We start from the raw sequence: 19382 nt of genomic DNA on the forward strand, positions 1-19382 counted from the left end.
GTCGGCGGGCGCTCGGACCTGATCTCGCGCGACTACGCGCACGCCGACGGGGACACGCGCGTCACGCTGCTCGCCCACCTCGGCGACGAGGTCGTCGCGGTGTCGGGCTACGACCGGCTCAACGAGCCCGACGCGGCCGAGGTCGCCTTCGCGGTCGCCGAGGACCTGCAGGGCCGCGGGCTGGCGACGCGGATGCTCCGTTGTTGGTGGTGTCGACCGGCTTCGGCGACACCGACGAGCCCGAGGGACGCGCCCGCGAGGACGCGCTGCTGGCCGAGGTGCGCGCGCACGGCCTGCGGCTGGTGGGCCCCAACGCGCTCGGCGTCGTCAACACCGATCCCGCGGTCAGCCTGCAGGCGCTCATCGGCCGCGTGCCGGTCCGTGCCGGCGGCCTGGGCCTGTCGTCGCAGTCGGGCGCGCTCGGGCTGGCGCTGCTCGGCCACGCCGCCGGGCGCCGCATCGGCGTCTCGTCGTTCCTGGCGCTCGGCAACCGCGCCGACGTGTCGACCAACGACGTCCTGGAGCACTTCGCCGACGACGAGCGCACCACGGTCGTCGCGTTCTACGTGGAGTCCTTCGGCAACCCGCGACGCTTCCCCCAGGTCGCCCGGCGCGTGTCGCGCCGCAAGCCGATCCTGGCGGTCAAGGGCTCACGCCGCGACGCCGACGCGGCGCCGGGCAAGCTGCGCATCGCGGCGGCGCTGACCGACGCGGCGGCCACCGAGGCGCTGCTGCACCAGGCCGGCGTGCTGGGCGTCGAGAGCACGCAGACGCTCTTCGACGCCGCCGAGCTGCTGGAGCGCCAGCCCCGGCGCAGCGGGACCGTCCGAAGACCTGGTGAGGGCGGGCCCGGGCGGGCGCCGGTGCCGCGCAACGCCGAACCTCCCGGTTGCTCGCGCTCCACGCCTCTGACAGGCTCGCCGCATGGGTCGTTACGAGGACGAGGTAGCGAAGCACGCGTGGCACGTGCCCGACCGCTACAACATCGCGCAGGACGTCTGCGACAAGCATCCGCGCGACAAGCCGGCGATGATCTGGGAGCGGTTCGACGGTGAGCGGCGCGACGTGACGTGGGGCGAGCTGCAGGATCTCGCCAACCAGGCGGCGCACGTGCTCGGCGACCACGGGGCCGACGCCGGCGAGCGCGTCGCGGTCGTGCTGCCGCCCACGCCCGAGACGGCCGCGATCTTCTTCGGGACGTGGAAGCGCGGGGCGATCCTGCTGTCGATGTCGGTGCTCTACGGCGACGACGGCATCGCCCACCGGCTGCGCGACTCGCGGCCGCGCGTGCTCATCACCGACGCGGCCAACGCCGACCGCTTCCGCGCCCACGTCGGCGACACGGTCGGCGAGCTGCTCGTGCTCGACGAGGGCGACGGCCTGCTCACCGGCGCGTCGACCGAGCCGGTGCAGGCCGACACCTCGGCCGACGACCCGGCTCAGCTGTACTACACCTCGGGCACGACCGGGCTGGCGAAGGGCATCGTGCACGCCCATCGCTACCTGCTCGCCCACGAGGAGTTCGTCTACTGCCACGACGTGCAGGACGGCGAGCGCTTCCACGGCATGGGGGAGTGGGCGTGGGCCGCGGGCATCGCCCCGCTGCTGGGACCGTGGCGCTACGGCGCGGTGCAGGTCGTCCTGCAGCGCCAGGGCGGCTTCGACCCGCGTGTCCAGCTCGACTTCCTCAGCCGCCACCGGGTCACCAACGTGTTCACCACGCCGACGGCGATGCGCTCGATGATGTCGATCGACGACGCCGGCACGCAGTACCCGTGCGACTTCCGGATCGTCTGCAGCGCGGGCGAGCCGCTGAACCCCGAGGCGATCCGCTGGTTCCGCGAGCAGTACGGCACGACCGTGCTCGACTACTACGGGCTGACCGAGTCCTATCCGCTGGTCGGCAACTTCCCGTGGATGGAGGTCCGCGAGGGGTCGATGGGCCGGCCGATGCCCGGCTGGGACGTGCGGATCCTCGACGAGGACGAGCACGAGGTCGCCGAGGGCGAGCGCGGCGAGATCTGCCTGCGCGCCCGGTCCAACCCGCACTATCCGCTGGGCTACTGGCGCAACGAGGCGGCGGCGCAGGAGACCTTCGGCGGCGACTGGTTCCACACCAAGGACGCCGCGACCGCCGACGCGGACGGCTACGTCTGGTACGCCGGCCGCGCCGACGACGTGATCATCTCGGCCGGCTACCGCATCGGCCCGTTCGAGGTGGAGTCGGCGTGCATCGAGCACCCGGCCGTGCGCGAGGCCGCGGCGGTCGCCTCGCCCGACGAGCGCCGCGGCATGGTGGTGAAGGCCTTCATCGTGCTCGCCGAGGGCCACGACGGCTCCGACGAGCTCGCCGGCGAGATCAAGGCCTTCGTCCGCGATCGCCTGTCGGCCTACGCCTACCCGCGCCGGATCGAGTTCGTCGCCGACCTGCCCAAGACGCTGACGGGCAAGATCCGGCGCATCGAGCTGCGCGAGCGCGAGGCCGAGCAGGCGGCCTCTCAGAGCGCGTGACGGAAGCCCTCCCGCCACGTGGCGTACCGCGGCGTCCAGCCCAGCTCGCGCCGGGCCTTGGCGTTCGACGCCGCCCGGCTCGTGGTCATCATCGTCGCCACCGCCTCGCCCGCCGCCAGCCGGCCCACCCAGGCCGGCACGCGGCGCGGTGCGGGGGCGCCGATCGCCGACGCCAGCCCGGGGATCCACTCCGCCGTCCGCGCGGGCTCGTCGTCGACGATCGCGAACACGCCGGTCGGACCGCCCGGCGCCAGCGTTGCCAGGACGCCGCCGGCCGCGTCGTCGATGTGCGTGAACGACCAGAGGCCGTCGCCGTCGCCGACGACGAGGAGCCGGCGCCGGCGTACGAGCGCGGTCATCTCGCCGTCGGCGGCGAGGCTCGTCCGCGGCCCGTAGAGCCCGCCGTAGCGCAGGACCACGCCCTCGACGTCGGGCCCGGCGCCCGTGACCATCGCCTCCAGCTCGCGGATCGCCGCGAGCGTCTCGCGCTGCGCCCGGGGCGGCTCGGGGTCCAGCGGCGCGTCCTCGTCCTTGACCGGCCCGCCGGTGCGCGCGAACGGCCAGCCCGTGAAGCTCTGGGCGATCATCCGCCGGGTGCCGGCCGCGCGCGCGGCCTCCAGGAGGTGGGCCGTGCCCTCGGTGCGCAGCCGGTTGGTCGTCGCGAAGACGCGATCGAAGTGCCGCATGTCGGTCACGCCCGTCAGGGCGGTCATCTGGTGGACGATCACGTCGGGCTGCGCGCCGACCACCGCGCCGAGCACCGCCTCGCGGTCCAGCGCGTCGGCCACCACCGGCAGCGCGCCCGCCGCCCGCAGCCCGTCGGCCTTGGCCGCCGTCCGCGTCATCGCCACGACCTCGTGGCCCTCGTCGATCAGCCGCGGCACCAGACGCTGGCCCACCGCGCCCGTCGCACCCGCCAGGAAGACTCGCATCGCTCTTGCTCCTCGTCGTCGGACTTCTGCGTTTCGAGCCCTGAGACGAGACAGACGGCACGGCTGTGACATGTCACGGCCGACTTGTCAGGATCGTCGTCGATCCCATGACCGATACGACTGCGCTGAACGAGCTCCGCCCGCTGGTCTTCTCCATCGCCTACCGGATGCTCGGCTCGGTGGCCGAGGCCGAGGACGTCGCGCAGGAGACGCTGCTGCGCGCGCACCGCGAGGTGCGGGACGGCACCGAGATCGCGTCGCCCAAGGCGTACATGACGGCCGTCGCAACCCGCCTGGCGATCGACGAGCTGCGCTCCGCGCGCGTGCGCCGCGAGGCGTACGTCGGCCCGTGGCTGCCCGAGCCGCTGCTGACGCGCGCCGGCGCGGACCCGAGCGTCGACCTGGTCGCCGACGCCGAGCTGGCCGACGACTTGTCGATGGCCTTCCTGCTCGTTCTCGAGCGCCTGACGCCGACCGAGCGCGCGGTGTTCCTGCTGCGCGAGGCGTTCGACTACACCTTCGCCGAGATCGCCGAGGTGGTGGACAAGACGCCGGACAACTGCCGGCAGATCGCCGCGCGGGCGCGCCGGCACGTGATCACGGCCAAGCCGCGCTTCGAGTCGTCGCGCGCGGCACGCGAGTCGCTGGCCAAGCGCTTCCTGACCGCCGCGCAGGAGGGCGACATGGAGGGGTTGGTGTCGATGCTCGCCGAGGACGCGGTCTTCACCGGCGACGGCGGCGGCAAGGCGACGGCGTTCCCCGAGCCGCTCGTGGGGGCGGAGCGGATCGCCCACGCGATGCGCGCGCTGTTCCGTCAGCGGGCGCGCCTCGGCGCGAGCGTGGAGCCGGTGGAGGTCAACGGGCAGCCCGGCTGGCTGGCGCGCGACCGCGAGGGCGCGGTGATCGTCGTCATGGCGCTGGAGATCGCCGGCGGCGCGGTCACCGGGATCCGGTCGGTCGTCAACCCCGACAAGCTCGGCCACCTCGGGCCGGTGTCGGACGTCGCGCGACGCGGGCGGGGCGCGTAGGGCGCGGCGCGTAGGGCGTTCCGCTCGGGCGCCGCATGGTCCAGGTCGATCTGAAAGGAATAATTGCGCACGAAGCGACCCGGATCTTCGTTCACGCCCGAACGACGCGCGCCAAGACCAGCGCTCGCGTGGGGCGCCCCTACGCCCGGGCCTACGCGCTCGTGTAAACGGGATTCGGCAGCTTCACGGTGGCCCTGGCAGCGCCGCCGGCCAGATCGCTCTGCTGGTCGCCGACGTTGAGGACGATCGTCGCGCCCGCCTTCTGCAGCGCCTTGCGCGCCTTGCTCTTGTAGGGCACGAGCGTGTCGGCGTGGTCGTCGGCCGGGCGGCAGGCCAGCGTGAACGGCGCCGTGATGCCCTGGGCGACCAGGTTCTGGCGCCGGCCGGCGCAGACGAGCTGCGGCGCGCCGGTCACGAACGCGATCGCGACCTTCCTGGCGCGCGCATGCTTGATGAAGGCCTTGGCCGCCGGGTAGGCCACCGACGTCCCGCCGACGACGCAGTTCGCGATCCCGATCAGGTCGAAGTCGACGGCGTCCAGGCACGTCCAGTTCGACATGGTGGTCTCGTCGATGTCGAGGACGACCGTCGGCTTCTTGGGGTGCTTCTTCAGCTGGGCGTCGAGCTGCTTGGTGGCCTTGGCGAAGCCGGCCGTGATCGCCTTGTCGTAGGCGACCTTGCCGGCGCGCAGCTGGGCGGGCGTGGCCGACGTCCTGACGGTCGCGGCCGACGCGACGGCGGCGAGGACGAGCGCGAGGACGGCGGCGAGCGCGAGGGCGCGGAGCGAGAGGCGGGTCACCGCCGGCAGGCTACTCGTAGACGACCACGTCGGGCCGTGGCGTGAGCGCCATGACCTGCCGTGGGGTCATCGTCTGCACGTCCTCCTTGTAGAACAGCTTGAAGCCGCGGCCCATGCGCGGCGTGCCGGCGACAAAGCTCCTGTACTTGGCCATCTTCACGCTGTTGGAGCCGAAGCCGTCGACGTTGACGACCGTCCGCACGCCCGCGAACTGCTGCAGCCGCTGCGGCCGGGCGATCATGTCGTCGGTGAAGCGGTGCACGAGCAGCAGCTTGTCGGGCAGGTTGCGCTCGCGCACGAGGCGCGCCATGAAGCGCGCCGCGGAGTTGACGACGTCGGCGTCGGTGGACCCGATGACCTTGCCCGGCAGCTGGTCGGGCCCGACGTGCCACTCGGCGTCGAGCGCGAGGCCGACGTCGGGCTCGCGCAGGAACGGCTCGAGCCGCTCGATCTCGGGGCCGAACTCGCCGCGGCCGGGCTGGACGTCGAGGATCAGCAGCGCCTCCACGCGGCGCGCGGCCTTCAGGTACCGGCGGATCGTCGAGAAGGCCATGCGGTCGCGGTACAGGCCCGACCGCCCGGGCGCGGCGGTGGCGACCGTCGAGATCAGCTCCATCGCGGGCAGCACGCGGCGCGACGCGCGGTCATACGGCATGGCCTGCCGGACGAGCCGCCGGGCGGCCCGGCTCGGCGTGCCGATGCCCAGCGCACCGAGCTCGTCGTCGCGCGGGTTGCCGTAGAACGCCACGACGCGCCGGTCCGGGAAGAGGCGCCGTCCGCCGCCGGGCAGGTGGTTGGGCCGCACCGCGACCGTGGTCGCCTTTGCGCCGGCTGCGCTGCCGCCGGCATCGCGGCCGCCGTCCCCGGCGCCGGCCCCCGCGACGGCGCCGGCGAGCCCGGCCAGCAGGGCCACGCCCGCAAGGGCGGTGAGCCGCCGGCGCCGCACCAGGTCGGGTTGCACCGTCCGATCATGCCCCGTTGCGGGTCATGTCATAACGTGGCGGCCATGAGCGAACCGGGGGACATCGGGGTGATCGGCGCGGGCTTCATGGGCTCGGGCATCGCGGAGTCGGCGGCGCGCGCGGGCGCCCGCGTGCGCCTGCACGAGCCCGAGCAGGCGGCGCTGGACCGGTCGCGAGCGCGCCTGTCGACGTCGCTGGATCGCGCCGTGGCGCGCGGCAAGATGGATCGGGAGGCGGCGCAGGCGCTGACCGATCGCATCTCGTTCCACACCGATGTCGAGGCGCTGAAGGACTCCGAGATCGTCATCGAGGCGGTGTTCGAGGACCCCGAGGTCAAGGGCTCGATCTTCCGCGCGCTGGACGAGCTGCTGCCCGCCTCCTCGATCATCGCGTCCAACACCTCGTCGATCCCGATCGCGCAGCTCGCGTCCTGGACCGAGCACCCGGAGCGTGTCGTCGGGCTGCACTTCTTCTCGCCGGTCCCGGTCATGGACCTCGTCGAGGTCGTCGTCGGACTCGACAGCTCCGACGAGACGGTCGGCAAGGCGGAGGCCTTCGTCCAGGCGATCGGCAAGACGCCGATCCGGACCAAGGACCGCTCGGGGTTCATCGTCAACATGCTGCTGGTCCCGTACCTGATGGCGGCGGTGCGGATGTACGAGGACGGCTTCGCCAGCCGCGAGGACATCGACCAGGGGATGAAGCTCGGCGCGGGCCACCCGATGGGGCCGCTGACGCTCTGCGACTTCATCGGCCTCGACGTCCTCTATGCGGTCTGCGACTCGCTCTATGAGGAGTTCAAGCGCCCCGAGTACGCACCGCCGCCGCTGCTGAAGCGCATGGTCGTCTCCGGCCACCACGGCCGCAAGACCGGCCGCGGCTTCTACGCCTACGCCGGCTAGTCGCCGGAGCGCTCCGGCAAGCGTGACGAGGCGCATGATCGGGGACATATCGAGGGTGGCCGCCACCACGAACGCCGACGTCGAGCGCCTCCGCGCGCCGTTTCAGGCCGAGCGTCCCATGACCGTCGGGCTCGAGGAGGAGCTCATGCTCCTGGACGCCGCGACGCTCGACCTGCTTCCGGTGGCGTCCGCCGTGCTGGCGCGGCTTCGCGGCGACGCGCGCTTCAAGGAGGAGCTGCCGGCGGCACAGCTAGAGATCGCGGGGCCGGTCGCGGCCACGGTCGGCGAGGCGGCCGCCGCGCTGGGCGAGGCGCGCCGCGTCCTGGCGTCGGCCGCCCGCGCGGCCGGCGCGCGCGTCGGGGGCTCTGGCATCCACCCGTTCGCGGCCGCCGAGGGCGAGCTGAACGGGGGCGTGCGCTACGACGCGATCGCCGGCGAGTACGGCATGATCGCGCGGCGCCAGCTCGTCTTCGGCCTGCACGTCCACGTCGCCGTCGCCGGGGCCGACCGCGCGCTGGCCGTCTACAACGCGGTCCGCGAGCAGCTCCCGGCGCTCGCCGCGCTCGGGGCGGCGTCGCCGTTCTACGAGGGCCGCGACACCGGCCTGGCGTCGGTGCGGCCCAAGGTCTGCGACCTGCTGCCGCGCCAGGGCGTGCCGCCCGCGGTGCCGACCTGGGAGGCGCTGGCCGAGGCGTTCGCCTGGGGCCGCGACACCGGCGCGTTCGCCGATCCCAGCCAGTGGTGGTGGGAGGCGCGCCTGCACCACCTGCACGGCACGATCGAGGTGCGGGTGCCCGACGCGCAGGCCACGGTCGGGGACTCCGCGGCGCTCGGCGCCGTGGTGCACGCGCTGGTGGCGACGCTCGCCGAGCGCTTCGACGCCGGCGAGGCGCTCGGCGCCGCGCCGACCTGGAAGATCGGCGAGAACCGCTGGTCGGCGTGCCGGCACGGGGTGGAGGGCCGGTGGATCGACGTCCACACCGGCGCGGTGCGGCCGATGCGCGACCACCTGCACGGCCTGCTCGACGCGCTGGCGCCCGCGGCACGGCGCCTGGGCTGCGCCGCCGAGCTGCGCGATGCCCGCGACCTCGTGGAGCGCCCGCGCGCCGCGCTGGTGCGCGAGGTCGCCGGCGACGGCGGCCCGCGGGCGGTGGTCGGCTGGGTCGCTGACCGCTTTCTCGGCGCCTGATCGCGCTCCGCGTCGGGTAGGTCCGTTGGCATGCCCGCTCTGCCCACCCCGCGCGGATCCCTGTCCGAGGCGGTCCTCGACGCGCTGCGCCGCGCGCCGGGATCGCTGCCCGCGTCCGCCGTCGCCGTCCCCGCGCCCGCCGACCCACTGGCCGACGACGACCTCCACCTCGCGCTGTACGCGTGCTACGAGCTGCACTACCGCGGCCTGGACGGCGTCGACGAGCGCTGGGAGTGGGATCCCGGCCTGCTCGCCCTGCGCGCCGAGCTGGAGGCGATCTTCGAGGCCGGCGTGCGCGCCGCGCTGGCCGGCTGGTCGCCGCCGGAGGCCGATGCCGCGACCATGGACCTCGCGCTGCGGGCGATCGCCGACGCCGACGAGGCGCCGTCGCTCTCGTGCCACCTCGAGCGCCACGGCACGCTGAAGCAGTTCACCGAGCTCGTCGTGCACCGCTCGGCCTACCAGCTCAAGGAGGCCGACCCGCACTCGTGGGCGATCCCGCGCCTGTGGGGCGGGCCGAAGGCCGCGCTGATCGAGGTGCAGACCGACGAGTACGGCGGCGGCGACCCGCAGCGCATGCACGCGCGGCTGTTCGCCGACACGATGGAGGAGCTCGGGCTGGACCCGAGCTACGGCGCCTACATGGACGTGCTCCCCGGCGTGACGCTCGCCACCGTCAACCTGATGTCCCTGCTCGGCCTCCACCGCCGCCACCGCGGCGCGATCGTCGGCCACCTGGCGCTCTTCGAGATGACGTCGTCGATCCCCAACCGCCGCTACGCGACCGCGCTGCGCCGCCTGGGCGTGCGCGCCCGGCGCGCGACCGAGTTCTACGACGAGCACGTGACCGCCGACGCGATCCACGAGAACATCGCGGCCGTCGACCTCGCCGGCGGGCTCGTGCGCCAGGAGCCGGCGCTGGTCGGCGACGTGCTGTTCGGCGCACGGGCGCTCGTGGAGCTCGAAGGGCGGTGGGCGACGGCGCTGATGGACGCCTGGAAGGCGGGCGGCAGCGCGCTGCGCAGCCCGCTGGGCGAGGCGGTCGCGGCATGAGCTCCGGCGGCGCCCGCATCACGCCCTACCGCGACGGTCCGCTGCTGGTGCGCGGGACGTTCACGCTGACCGACCAGGAGGGCGAGGAGATCGACGTCCGCGGCGGCACGATCGCGCTGTGCCGCTGCGGCCGGTCGCGGCGCAAGCCGTTCTGCGACGGGACGCACAAGGTCACGAACTGGCGCGCGGCCAGCGAGGCCCAGCCGCCGCCATCTTCGACATCTGGGTGATCCTGCGTCGAACCCGTGGAACCCGAAGGCGGTCGGTCGGTAAGGATGGGGTGATGGCTCTCCTCGACGGCAAGAAGCTCCTGATCACCGGTGTGCTGACGGACCGCTCGATCGCGTACTCGGTCGCCCGGCGCGCGCAGGAGGAGGGAGCCGAGATCGTCCTGACCGGCTTCGGGCGCGCGCTGCGCCTGACCGAGCGGATGGCCCAGCGGCTCCCCACGCCGCCCGACGTCCTCGAGCTCGACGTCACCGACGAGGCGCAGATCGCCGCCGTCGCCGCGCAGCTGGACGAGCGCTGGGGCGTCGTGGACGGCGTGCTGCACGCGATCGCCTTCGTGCCCGGCGACGCGCTCGGCGGGCGCTTCCTGGAAGCGCCGGTGGCCTCGGCGACCAGCGCCTTCGAGATCAGCGCGTTCTCGCTGAAGTCGCTCGGCGCCGCGTTCGCCGACCTGCTGGCACGCGCCGAGAACGGCGGCTCGCTGGTCGGACTGGACTTCGACGCGACCAAGGCGTGGCCGATCTACGACTGGGCCGGCGTGTCGAAGGCCGCGCTGGAGTCGGTGAACCGGTACCTCGCGCAGTACCTCGGCCCGCGCGGGATCCGGTCCAACCTCGTCGCCGCGGGGCCGCTGCGCACGATGGCCGCCGGCGCGATCGAGGGCTTCGACGTCCTCGCGCAGGCCTGGGAGCAGGGCGCGCCGCTGAAGTGGGACCTCACGGACCCCGAGCCGGTCGCCGACGCCTGCCTCTTCCTGCTCTCCTCGCTCTCCCGGGCGGTCACCGGCGAGATCCTGCACGTCGACGGCGGCTTCCACGCGCTCGGCGTCCACGGAGCCGCGGTCGTCGCCGCCCAGGAGTCGGCGGCCGCCGCGGGCGAGGCCTGACGTTTGAGGCCTAACGCCGTAAGGGAGCGGCGAGCGGACCGCCGCCCGGTTTGGGAGTATGGACAGCGGTGCGTCGAATCCACGACTTCATGCCCGCCACCCTGAGCGTCGGTGTGCGGCCGATGCCGGCGATCGTCGCGGCGACCTCGAAGGACGTGGCCTGGCTGCTGCCGCGCGATCCGCGTGACGCGACGCCCGGGCTGCTGCCCCGGGCCGCGCAGATCTCGTTCCAGCACCAGGGCCACCTCGTCGTGCTCCACGGCAACGCCGAGCGCGCGCCGCAGGGCACCGTCGCGTTCCACGCCAACCGCGAGGGCCGCGTCGACAACCTGCGCGCCTCGCCGCGCCTCGACGTCCAACTGCCCGTGCAGGTCGGCGCCGCCGGGGCGACGCACGCGACCACGACCGTGAACCTCTCGGCCGGCGGCGCGCTGCTGGAGGGCAAGACGTTCGGCGGCGCCGCGGGCGCCGTCGAGGTCGAGATCTCGATGCCGCAGGACACGGTCGTCACGGCGCGCGGCGTCATCGTCCGCGTCCACGACAAGGGCACCGGGATCCGCTTCACCGAGCTGGATCCGGCCGCCGAGCACCACATCGACTCGATGGTGCTGTCCATCCGCGCGGCGCTCGCCCGCCGCTTCGCCGAGAAGGCCGACCGCGACGACGCGGCCCGGGCCGGCGGCCGGCGGGGCGGCTAGGGGTGCCGTAGGCGGCCGGCGAGGCCGAGGCCCACGACGGCCAGCCGTCGCCGCCGGAGGTGGGTCCCCAGTCGCGATAGCGACATAGTCTCCTAGCCCTATCCCGCCGGCGGCGGCTCGGCCGGCTTGGAGTACACGGCGCGCCACCACAGCTCGGCGAGCACGCGGATCGACTGGTGCGCGTCGCCGCCGCCCTGGATGAGCTCGAGCGTGACGTGGCGCTCGACCATCGCCAGCAGCGCCTGCGCCGCGAGGCGTGGCGGGATGTCGGCGGGAGCGATGCCGCGCGCCTGGTCGCGGGCGATCCGCGCGGTGGCGCCCTCGACGAAGCGCACGACGTACGGCGCCCACTGCGGCGGCAGGCGGTCCTCCTCGCCGGAGAGCATCGCGGCCAGCGTCAGGACGTGGGCGTCGCGGTCGATCACCTTGACGGTGCGCGCCAGGCCGCGGCGCAGCTCGGCGCGCGGGTCGCCGGCGCCGTCGAGATACGGCGAGGCCGCCTCGTACATGTCCAGGAACGCGCGGAGGATCAGGCGATCGATCAGCGCGCGCTTGTTGGGGAAGTAGAAGTACAGCGCCGTGCGGCTGGTGAACGCGCGCCGCGCGATCACGTCCATCGTCAGGCGGCGGTACTCGGTGTCGGCGAGCGCGTCGCGCGCGGCGTCGAGGATGGCCTCCTCGGTCGCGTTGCGCGACTCGCTGATGAGCGGCTCGCCGTCGTGGGTCACGCGGTGCCGGCGAGCTCGAGGACGTGGGCGATCCGGTCGCGCGTCTCGGACGGCGCGATCACCTCGTCCACGAACCCCGCGGCAGCCGCGATGCGCACCGGGAGGTGCTCGGCCTCGTAGGCCTCGGCCAGCACTGCGGCGTCGGCGCCCGCCTCGATCTCACGGCGGCGCACCAGCTCGACGGCCTGCCGCGCGCCCATCACGCCGATCCGGGCGTCCGGCCAGGCGAGGGTGAGGGTGGCACCGAGGTCGCGGGAGTTCATGACGATGTGCGCTCCACCATACGCCTGCCGCAGCGTCACGGTCACGCGGGGCACCGTCGCGGCGCCGAAGGCGCGCAGCAGCGAGGCGCCGTGGCGCAGCACCCCCGCCTGCTCCTGCATGGCTCCCGGGAGGAACCCGGGCGTGTCGGAGAGCACCACGAGCGCGATGCCGAAGCGGTTGCACATGTTCACGAACCACGCGCCCTTCTCGGCCGCGGCGGCGTCGAGGCAGCCGCCGAGGTAGCGGGCCTGGTTGGCGATCACGCCGACGGCACGGCCCTCGACGCGGCCGAAGGCCACCGTGAGGTTGCGCGCCCACTTGGGCGCGAGCTCGAACAGCGTGCCCGCGTCGAGCACCGCCGCCGCGACGTCGCGGACGTCGTAGACCTGGCGGTCGGAGTCCGGCAGCGCGTCGCTCGGGTCGCCGCTCGGGGCGTCGACCGGCGGCACGAGCGGCGTGCCGGCGCCGATCGTGTTCGGCAGGAAGGTCAGCAGCTCGCGGACCAGCTCGGCGGCGTGGACGTCGTCGCGGGCGACCATGTGCGAGACGCCGTTCGTGCCGTGCACCTTCGGACCGCCGAGGTCGGCGGCCGAGATCTGCTCGCGCGTGACGCGCTCGATGATCTTCGGGCCCGTGAGGAACATCACGGCGTCCTGGGTCATGACGACGAAGTCGCCCAGCGCGGGGGAGTACGCGGCCCCGCCGGCGCACGGGCCCGAGATGACGCTGATCATCGGGACGCGGGCCAGCGCCTGCGCGCGGAAGATCGACCCGTAGGCGGTGAGCGCCGCGACGCCCTCCTGCAGCCGGGCGCCGCCCGAGTGCGGGAAGCCGACGACCGGCACGCCCATGGAGTCGGCGCGCTGGATCGTGCGGGCGATCGTCTCGCCGCCCGCCGAGCCCAGCGAGCCGCCCTTGAACGAGCCGTCCTGGGCCCACGCGCAGACGGCGCGGCCCTGGACGCGCCCGGAGCCCGACAGCACGCCGTCGCCGACCGCGGAGCGGATGGCACGGAACGTGCCGGCGTCGAACAGCAGCTCGAGACGGGCTCGCGCTGCGAGGTGCTCGGGAAGGACGTCGAAGACCGCACTCATGCCGGAGCTCCGTTCTCGAAGGTTCGCGCGGGGGTTGGGCGGCTGAGTGCCGAGCTCATTGGGTATCAGGCCGCCTGGAGGACGAGGCTTGCGTTCTGGCCGCCGAAGCCGAAGGAGTTGCTCATGGCGACCTTGAGGTCCGGCGCTTCGCGGGGGGCGCCCGCGACGTGGTCGGCCTCGCACTCGGGGTCGACCTCCTCGAGGCCGAGCGTGGGCGGCAGCGCGCCACGGCGCAGCGCCTCCACGCAGGCCAGCGCCTCGATCGCGCCGGCGGCGCCGAGGGTGTGGCCGATCGCGCCCTTGCACGAGGAGACCGGCGGCCCGTCCTCGCCGAGGACCTTCTTGATGGCCTTGGCCTCGATGCGATCGTTGAACGGCGTGCTCGTGCCGTGCGCGTTGACGTAGCCGACGTCGGACGGGGAGAGGTCGGCGTCGCGGAGCGCGGCCTTCATGGCCTCGATGGCGCCGCGGCCATTCTCCTCGGGCTGGGTGATGTGGAAGGCGTCGTTGGACGCGCCGTAGCCGGTGACGCGGCCGAGGATCTTCGCCCCGCGCGCCCGGGCGTGCGCCTCACGCTCGAGGACCAGGACCGCCGCGCCCTCGCCCATCACGAAGCCGTCGCGCTTGACGTCGAACGGCCGGGAGACGCCCTCGCGGGAGAGCGCGCCCATCTTGCGGAAGGCCGCCAGGCACAGCCCGACGAGCGCCGCCTCGGTGCCGCCGGCGACGACCACGTCGACCTCGTCGCGCTCGATCATGCGCTTGGCCTCGCCGATCGCGTGGGCGCCGGTCGCGCACGCCGACGCCACCGAGAAGCCGGGGCCGTGTGCGCCGAGGCGCATCGCGACCTGGCCGGCGGCGGCGTTGGGCATCATCATCGGCACGAACAGCGGGGAGACCGCGCGGTCGCCCCCCTCGAGCCAGACCTCGCACTCCTTCTGGAGCGTGGTGAGCCCGCCGACGCCGGTGCCGACGATCACGCCGACGCGCGACGGCTCGACCTCGCCCATGAGGCCGGCCTCGGCGGCCGCCTCGTCGGCGGCGCCGACGGCGAGCTGCGTGAAGCGGTCGTTGCGACGCGCCTCCTTGGCGCTCATCACCGTCTCCGCGTCGAACTCGGCGCAGGGGGCGACGCCTTCATCGGTGATGCCGCCCTGCATGTTGAGCAGCGCGTCGAAGAAGTTGTCCGCGCCGGTGGCGACCGAGGAGACGATGCCCCTCCCGGTGACGACGATGCCGTCCATCTACGCCGTTGCGGTCTGAAGGCGCTCGACGAGCGTGATCGCGTCGCCGACCGACGCGATGCCCTTCAGGTCCGGGTCCGCGATCTGGACGTCGAAGCGGTCTTCGAGCGCCTTGACGAGCTCGACGAGGTCGAGCGAGTCGACGTCGAGCTGCTCCCACGTCGTGTCGGGCTGCGCCGTGTCGGCGTCCGGGACCTTGATCGCAGACAGCTCGGCGCGGATGGCCTCGAGGATCTCCTGCTGGCTTGCCATGGTGGTGTCGTGCTCCTGATGTTCGGGTTCTTGGCTAGGCGCCCAGGCCGCCGTCGACGGCCAGGGTGGCTCCGTTGATGTAGGCCGCCTCGTCGCTGACGAGGAAGCTCACCGCCGACGCCACTTCTTCGGGCTTGCCGATGCGGCCGGCCGGCACCGCGCCGGCGAGGTCGCCGTTCAGCTCGGCGGTCATGTCGGTCTCGATCACGCCGGGCGTGATCGCGTTGGCGGTGATGTTGCGCTTGCCCATCTCCCGCGCGACGACGCGCGTGAAGCCCAGCAGGCCCGCCTTGGAGGCGACGTAGTTGGCCTGGCCGGCATTGGCGCGCTCGGCGACGACCGAGGACACGTTGACGATGCGGCCCCAGCGGGCCTTCAACATGTCCTCGAGGCCGCGCTTGGTGCAGTTGAAGGCACCGTTCAAGTTGGTGTCCACGACGCTCGTCCAGTCGGCGTCGGGCATGCGGATGGCCAGCCCGTCGGCGGTGATGCCGGCGTTGTTGACCAGGACGAGGACGGGGCCGAAGCGCTCGCGGACCTCGTCGAAGGCCGCCTGCACCGCGGCGGGGTCGGCGACGTCGGCGCGCACGTCGGCGCCGTTGCCGTTGCGGCCCAGCGTCACGACGGTGAAGCCGTCGGCGCGCAGCCGGTCGGCGATCGCGGCGCCGATGCCGCGGGTGCCGCCGGTGACCAGGGCGACCGCTCCCTCAGGCGCAGACATACCGGCGCTCCTTCCAGCTCACGATGCCGGCGCCCCAGACGAAGCCGGCGCCGAAGGCGGCGAGGGCGACCGTGGCGCCGGGCTTCAGCAGCCCGTCGTGCTCGGCCTGCGCGAGCGCGAGCGGGATCGACGCCGACGACGTGTTGGCCACGCGGTCGACGTTGATCGCGAGCTTCTCGTGCGGCACGCCGAGCTCGTGGGCGGCGGCCTCGATGATGCGCGAGTTGGCCTGATGGGCGACGAAGAGGTCGAGGTCGTCGGTGGTGAGGCCGGTCGCTTCGAGCGCCGCGAGCGTCGCCTCGGTCATCCGTGCGACGGCGTGGCGGTAGACCTCGCGGCCCTCCATCCGGAGCTTGCGGTCGACGTTGTCGGCGTAGAGGAGGTCGCCCTGCGCGGGATCGCAGCCGAGGACGAAGCGCGAGACGCCGCGGTCCAGCTCGCCGGCGGCGACGACCACGGCGCCGGCGCCGTCGCCGAAGAGCACGGCGGTGCCGCGGTCCTCGGTGTCGGTCAGGCGGCTGAGCGCCTCGGCGCCGCACACCACGACGACGCGGGCGCGCCCGGTCTCGACCAGCGCGGCCGCCTGGTCCAACCCGTACAGGAACCCGGCGCAGGCGGCGTTGAGGTCGACCGCCGCGGCGCCGTGGGCGCCGATCAGCCGCGCGACCTCGGGGGCGAGGCCCGGCGTGATCCGGTCGGGGGTGATCGTCGTGACGATCACCTGGTCGACCTCGTCGGGCGTGCGCCCGGCGTCGGCCAGGGCGGCGGCGCAGGCTTGGGCGGCCAGCGGCGCGAGCGGCTCGCCCTCGTCGAGCCAGCGGCGCGTGCGGATGCCCGTGCGGCGGACGATCCAGGCGTCGTTGGTCTCGAGGCGGCCCTCGAAGTGATGGTTGTCGATCTCGCGCTCGGGCAGTGCGGCGCCCACGCCGAACAGGCCGGCGGTGAGCCCGCGCGGCAGCGGGCGGCGGAAGCGGGTACGCGGGGTCGCCGCCGGCGTCGTCGCCGGGGCGGGCTCGGTGCGGGTGGTCGTCGTCGTGTCGGTGACCGTCGCCGCCTGCATCACGCCGCCGCCAAGGTTCGCTTGACCAGACCGGTGAGCACCGCGCCGGGCCCGTGCTCGACGTAGCGCTCGATGCCCGCGGCCCGCAGCGCCAGCATCGTCTCGCGCCAGCGCACGGCGCGCAGCAGGTTCTCGCTCAGCTCGCGGCGCACGTCGGTGAACGGCGACGCGGTGCCGTTGGCGTACACGGGGAAGGCGGCGACGCCGATGTCGATGCGCTCCAGCGCGGCCGCGAGGCGCGAGGCGGCCGGCTGCATCAGCGGCGAGTGGAAGGCGGCGGAGACCGGGAGGCGACGGGCGCGCGCGCCGGCCTCGTCGCGGGCGAGCTCCTCGGCCTGCGCGACCGCGTCGGACGCGCCGGAGAGCACGAGCTGGCCCGGCGCGTTGTCGTTGGCGATCGTCAGCGACAGGCGCCGCGCGAGCGCGCGGATGGCGTGGTCGTCGCCGCCGAGCATGGCGACCATCGAGCCGTCCTGCAGGTCGCCGGCGTCGGCCATCGCGGCGGCGCGCTCGGCGACGAGGCCGACCGCGTCGTCGAAGGCCAGGACGCCGGCGGCGACCAGCGCGGCGTACTCGCCGAGCGAGTGGCCGGCGGCGGCGCGCACCTCGGCGGCCTCGTCGGGCGCGTCCTCGCGCCAGAGGTCCCAGGCGGCGACGCTGCACAAGAAGATCGCGGGCTGCTGGTAGCGGGTGCCCTCGTCGAGCCGCTCGAAGGGGTCGAAGTCGAGCAGCTCCAGACCGCGCTCGAACGCGGGCAGGCCGCGGTACGGCTCGTCCATGTCCGGGGCGTGGCTCCCCTGCCCGGGGAAGATTGCGGCAATCGAAGGCACCGACCATACGTAGCGCGTACGGGCTCGATGGTTTCCCCATCTCGACAGACGGTGTCGAGAGTGTCGAATCGCGCGGGGGTCACCCGTTCAGGCATCTGAAGCCCGCCCACGGCGCGGCGGCCCCGGCCCGCGACGCTCCGGGCGTGGGCGATGCGCCGCGATGACGGTAGCGGGTGGCCCGGCGGGCCATCACCGAGATGGGCTACGCGCGGTGCTCTACGCGCCGGAGCGCGCCTCGAGCTTTGCCTGCGTGCGCATCTCCGACAGGATGCGCTCCAGGCGCGGCTCGGTGTCGTGGTCGACATGGACCATCGCCGCCGCGACCGCGGGGTGGACCTCGGCGATCTGGCGGTGCATCTCGTGCGCGACCGCGCGGTAGCTCGGGTGGCCCTCGCGCCCGGAGCGGAGCTCGATGAGCTGCATCGCCTCGCGGGCGTTGAGGTCCAGGACGTAGCGGATGCGGTAGCCGAGCGACAGCGCGTACGGCGCGGCGCGGTCCTGGCCCGCGTCGACAAGCGCCTGCCAGGCGTCGCGCGAGACCGCGAACGCCCGGCGGACCTCGTCGCCCACGCCCGCGCCGTCGAGCTCCTCGGGGACCTCGGCGCCGAGATGCGGCGTGAGCTGCTGCCACTGCACGGTGAGCATCCGGTGGCGCTGCAGGTCGCGGAACGCGCCGTAGTCGGTGACGACCTCGAAGCGGTAGCGCAGCGCCTCGAACCCGCGGCCGGGCCGGTGGCGGCGGTTGCGCCGCTCCCCGACCAGGTCGGCCAGCAGCCGCGCACGCTCGTCGCCCGACAGGGCCGACAGCCGCGTGCGCGTCAGGTCCTCGCTCACGCCCGACGCCTCGAAGAGCAGCGACGCCAGCAGCGCCTCCTCGTCGCCGTCGACGTGCAGCAGGCGCACCGAGGCGCGGTCGCCGGCGGGCATCTCGGCGCCGTCGAGGCCGAGGCGCTGCACCCAGCGGGCCGCGCCGGCGTCGCGTTCCTGCAGGTAGGAGATCCAGTCGCCGCCGCGGTCGGGCCGCTCGACGCGCGTGACGAACGAGGGCATCACGGCCTGCACGGCGTCGAGGATCCCGGCGCCGTAGACGCGCGCCTCGGGCAGCGGGTGCGCGAGCAGGTGCAGGATCAGCTGCTCGTAGCTCTGCCCCGACGCGTAGATGCCCATGTGCGACAGGGACGAGGCCGGCAGCAGCCCGCGCAGCAGGTCGAAGGCCTTGGCCTGGATCGCGCGTGTGCGCGCGGGGGAAGCGTCGCCCGGGAACTGCCCGTCGAGCCACGCCGTCACCGCGGGCAGCGAGCGCGAGTACACGCCGAAGATGTCGTCCATCGCCGCCGCGTAGCCGGCGCCCAGCGACGGGTCGCGGTAGTAGCGGTACTCGCCGCCCGGCATCGGCGTGTCGTAGGCGATGTAGCGCGTGGACTGCTCCAGGTAGGCCGCCAGCCGCGGGCGCTGCAGCACCTTGGTGAGCACGTTGGACGTCCACTCGGCCGCGACGTGCATGCCGCCGAGCTGGGCGACGGAGTCGTCGCCGTAGCCGAGGAAGATGCGCTCGTAGAGGTCGGCGGCGCGCTTGCCCTCGACGCCGTGGGTGGGTGGGTCCGATTCGAGGTCGCCCTCCGGCGCACCCTCGGCGAACTCGTCGAGATAGAGGCGGCGCAGCGTGCCCTGGTAGCGGGAGTAGCGCGCGAACAGCGCGCCCTTCAGCGTCTCGGGCAGGTTGACCAGCGCGAACACCGGGCGGTCGAGGTTCGTGACGTGCGGCGCGAGGCGGGCGCGCTCGTCCTCGGTGAAGGTCTCGACGGGGTAGTCCACGGGGCGGGCGATGCTAGCGAGCCTCCCGGCGGCGCGCCGATGGGGACAGTCCCCCTCCGAGGCGGTCGTCGCGCCGCCGCGACGGCGGCGGGGACTGTCCCCCATCTCCACGCCTTCTGCACTTTGTCCACCGGTTCGATCACCACTATTCCCATCACTCCACCCGGCTTCGTGTACACTGCCGAA

At 73.8% G+C, this 19382-nt stretch carries 20 protein-coding genes and 1 pseudogene; 10 read left to right on the forward strand and 11 right to left on the reverse strand.

Annotated elements, in window-relative coordinates:
- Positions 1-21: 21 nt before the first annotated feature.
- From VK501_RS28925 to VK501_RS11780, 3 genes and pseudogenes are all read left to right on the forward strand, one after another.
- Positions 22-189: pseudogene (locus VK501_RS28925) on the forward strand (GNAT family N-acetyltransferase); the annotation flags it as partial.
- 17 nt (positions 190-206) lie between these two features.
- A complete protein-coding gene (locus tag VK501_RS11775) occupies positions 207-1055 on the forward strand; it encodes a hypothetical protein (protein WP_324337610.1) in 849 nt (282 codons plus the stop codon).
- The gene (locus VK501_RS11780) at positions 967-2511 is read left to right on the forward strand and encodes an acyl-CoA synthetase (protein ID WP_324337638.1); all 1545 of its coding nucleotides are present in this window, start codon (positions 967-969) and stop codon (positions 2509-2511) included. The genes VK501_RS11775 and VK501_RS11780 overlap by 89 nt, the downstream gene beginning before the upstream one ends.
- On the opposite strand, the gene VK501_RS11785 is transcribed toward VK501_RS11780, so the two are convergent.
- Positions 2499-3443 carry an NAD(P)-dependent oxidoreductase gene (locus VK501_RS11785; RefSeq protein WP_324337611.1) on the reverse strand — a complete coding sequence of 315 codons (945 nt, stop codon included), beginning with the start codon at positions 3441-3443 and terminating at the stop codon, positions 2499-2501. The genes VK501_RS11780 and VK501_RS11785 overlap by 13 nt on opposite strands.
- A 107-nt stretch (positions 3444-3550) precedes the next feature.
- Between VK501_RS11785 and VK501_RS11790 the strand changes: the two genes are divergently transcribed.
- Positions 3551-4471: an RNA polymerase sigma-70 factor gene (locus VK501_RS11790; RefSeq protein WP_324337612.1), complete on the forward strand. Its 921-nt coding sequence runs from the start codon at positions 3551-3553 to the stop codon at positions 4469-4471.
- Between the two features lie 151 nt (positions 4472-4622).
- Here the strand turns inward: VK501_RS11790 and VK501_RS11795 are convergent, their stop codons facing one another.
- Both VK501_RS11795 and VK501_RS11800 read right to left on the reverse strand, forming a co-directional pair.
- Positions 4623-5270, reverse strand: a complete 648-nt coding sequence (locus VK501_RS11795; protein WP_324337613.1) for an HAD family acid phosphatase — start codon at positions 5268-5270, stop codon at positions 4623-4625.
- 10 nt (positions 5271-5280) lie between these two features.
- Positions 5281-6231 (reverse strand): hypothetical protein, encoded by a 951-nt coding sequence (locus VK501_RS11800; protein ID WP_324337614.1) that lies wholly within the window; start codon positions 6229-6231, stop codon positions 5281-5283.
- A 45-nt stretch (positions 6232-6276) separates the two neighbouring features.
- Here VK501_RS11800 and VK501_RS11805 point away from each other — a divergent pair, with 45 nt between their 5' ends.
- The 6 genes from VK501_RS11805 (at position 6277) to VK501_RS11830 (ending at position 11188) form a co-directional block, all read left to right on the forward strand.
- The gene (locus VK501_RS11805) at positions 6277-7134 is read left to right on the forward strand and encodes a 3-hydroxybutyryl-CoA dehydrogenase (RefSeq protein WP_324337615.1); all 858 of its coding nucleotides are present in this window, start codon (positions 6277-6279) and stop codon (positions 7132-7134) included.
- Between the two features lie 55 nt (positions 7135-7189).
- The gene (locus VK501_RS11810) at positions 7190-8323 is read left to right on the forward strand and encodes a carboxylate-amine ligase (protein ID WP_324337616.1); all 1134 of its coding nucleotides are present in this window, start codon (positions 7190-7192) and stop codon (positions 8321-8323) included.
- A 30-nt stretch (positions 8324-8353) separates the two neighbouring features.
- Entirely contained in the window at positions 8354-9376 is a 1023-nt protein-coding gene (locus VK501_RS11815; protein ID WP_324337617.1) for an iron-containing redox enzyme family protein, read from the forward strand.
- Positions 9373-9606 (forward strand): CDGSH iron-sulfur domain-containing protein, encoded by a 234-nt coding sequence (locus VK501_RS11820; protein WP_324337618.1) that lies wholly within the window; start codon positions 9373-9375, stop codon positions 9604-9606. The genes VK501_RS11815 and VK501_RS11820 overlap by 4 nt, the downstream gene beginning before the upstream one ends.
- Positions 9607-9656: 50 nt before the next feature.
- Complete coding sequence (gene fabI / locus VK501_RS11825) at positions 9657-10490, forward strand: enoyl-ACP reductase FabI (RefSeq protein WP_349261003.1); 834 nt, start codon at positions 9657-9659, stop codon at positions 10488-10490.
- Between the two features lie 89 nt (positions 10491-10579).
- Positions 10580-11188 (forward strand): PilZ domain-containing protein, encoded by a 609-nt coding sequence (locus VK501_RS11830; protein ID WP_324337620.1) that lies wholly within the window; start codon positions 10580-10582, stop codon positions 11186-11188.
- A 98-nt stretch (positions 11189-11286) separates the two neighbouring features.
- Here VK501_RS11830 and VK501_RS11835 read toward each other — a convergent pair whose 3' ends face one another.
- The 8 genes from VK501_RS11835 to VK501_RS11870 form a co-directional block, all read right to left on the reverse strand.
- Positions 11287-11916: a TetR/AcrR family transcriptional regulator gene (locus VK501_RS11835; protein ID WP_324337621.1), complete on the reverse strand. Its 630-nt coding sequence runs from the start codon at positions 11914-11916 to the stop codon at positions 11287-11289.
- A complete protein-coding gene (locus VK501_RS11840) occupies positions 11913-13274 on the reverse strand; it encodes an acyl-CoA carboxylase subunit beta (RefSeq protein ID WP_324337622.1) in 1362 nt (453 codons plus the stop codon). Before VK501_RS11840 ends, VK501_RS11835 begins: the two co-directional genes overlap by 4 nt.
- Positions 13275-13339: 65 nt before the next feature.
- Positions 13340-14518, reverse strand: a complete 1179-nt coding sequence (locus tag VK501_RS11845; protein ID WP_324337623.1) for a beta-ketoacyl-[acyl-carrier-protein] synthase family protein — start codon at positions 14516-14518, stop codon at positions 13340-13342.
- On the reverse strand, positions 14519-14770 hold the full coding sequence (locus VK501_RS11850) for an acyl carrier protein (protein WP_324337624.1): 252 nt from the start codon (positions 14768-14770) through the stop codon (positions 14519-14521).
- A gap of 34 nt (positions 14771-14804) precedes the next feature.
- Positions 14805-15491: an SDR family oxidoreductase gene (locus VK501_RS11855; RefSeq protein WP_324337625.1), complete on the reverse strand. Its 687-nt coding sequence runs from the start codon at positions 15489-15491 to the stop codon at positions 14805-14807.
- Positions 15478-16551: a beta-ketoacyl-ACP synthase 3 gene (locus VK501_RS11860; protein WP_324337626.1), complete on the reverse strand. Its 1074-nt coding sequence runs from the start codon at positions 16549-16551 to the stop codon at positions 15478-15480. Before VK501_RS11860 ends, VK501_RS11855 begins: the two co-directional genes overlap by 14 nt.
- Entirely contained in the window at positions 16551-17330 is a 780-nt protein-coding gene (locus VK501_RS11865; protein WP_324337627.1) for an ACP S-malonyltransferase, read from the reverse strand. Before VK501_RS11865 ends, VK501_RS11860 begins: the two co-directional genes overlap by 1 nt.
- A 267-nt stretch (positions 17331-17597) precedes the next feature.
- The gene (locus VK501_RS11870) at positions 17598-19196 is read right to left on the reverse strand and encodes an FAD-dependent thymidylate synthase (protein ID WP_324337628.1); all 1599 of its coding nucleotides are present in this window, start codon (positions 19194-19196) and stop codon (positions 17598-17600) included.
- Positions 19197-19382 lie beyond the last annotated feature (186 nt).

The sequence above is a fragment of the Baekduia sp. genome (genome assembly GCF_035318805.1).
In the GTDB taxonomy this organism is placed as follows: Bacteria; Actinomycetota; Thermoleophilia; order Solirubrobacterales; family Solirubrobacteraceae; genus Baekduia.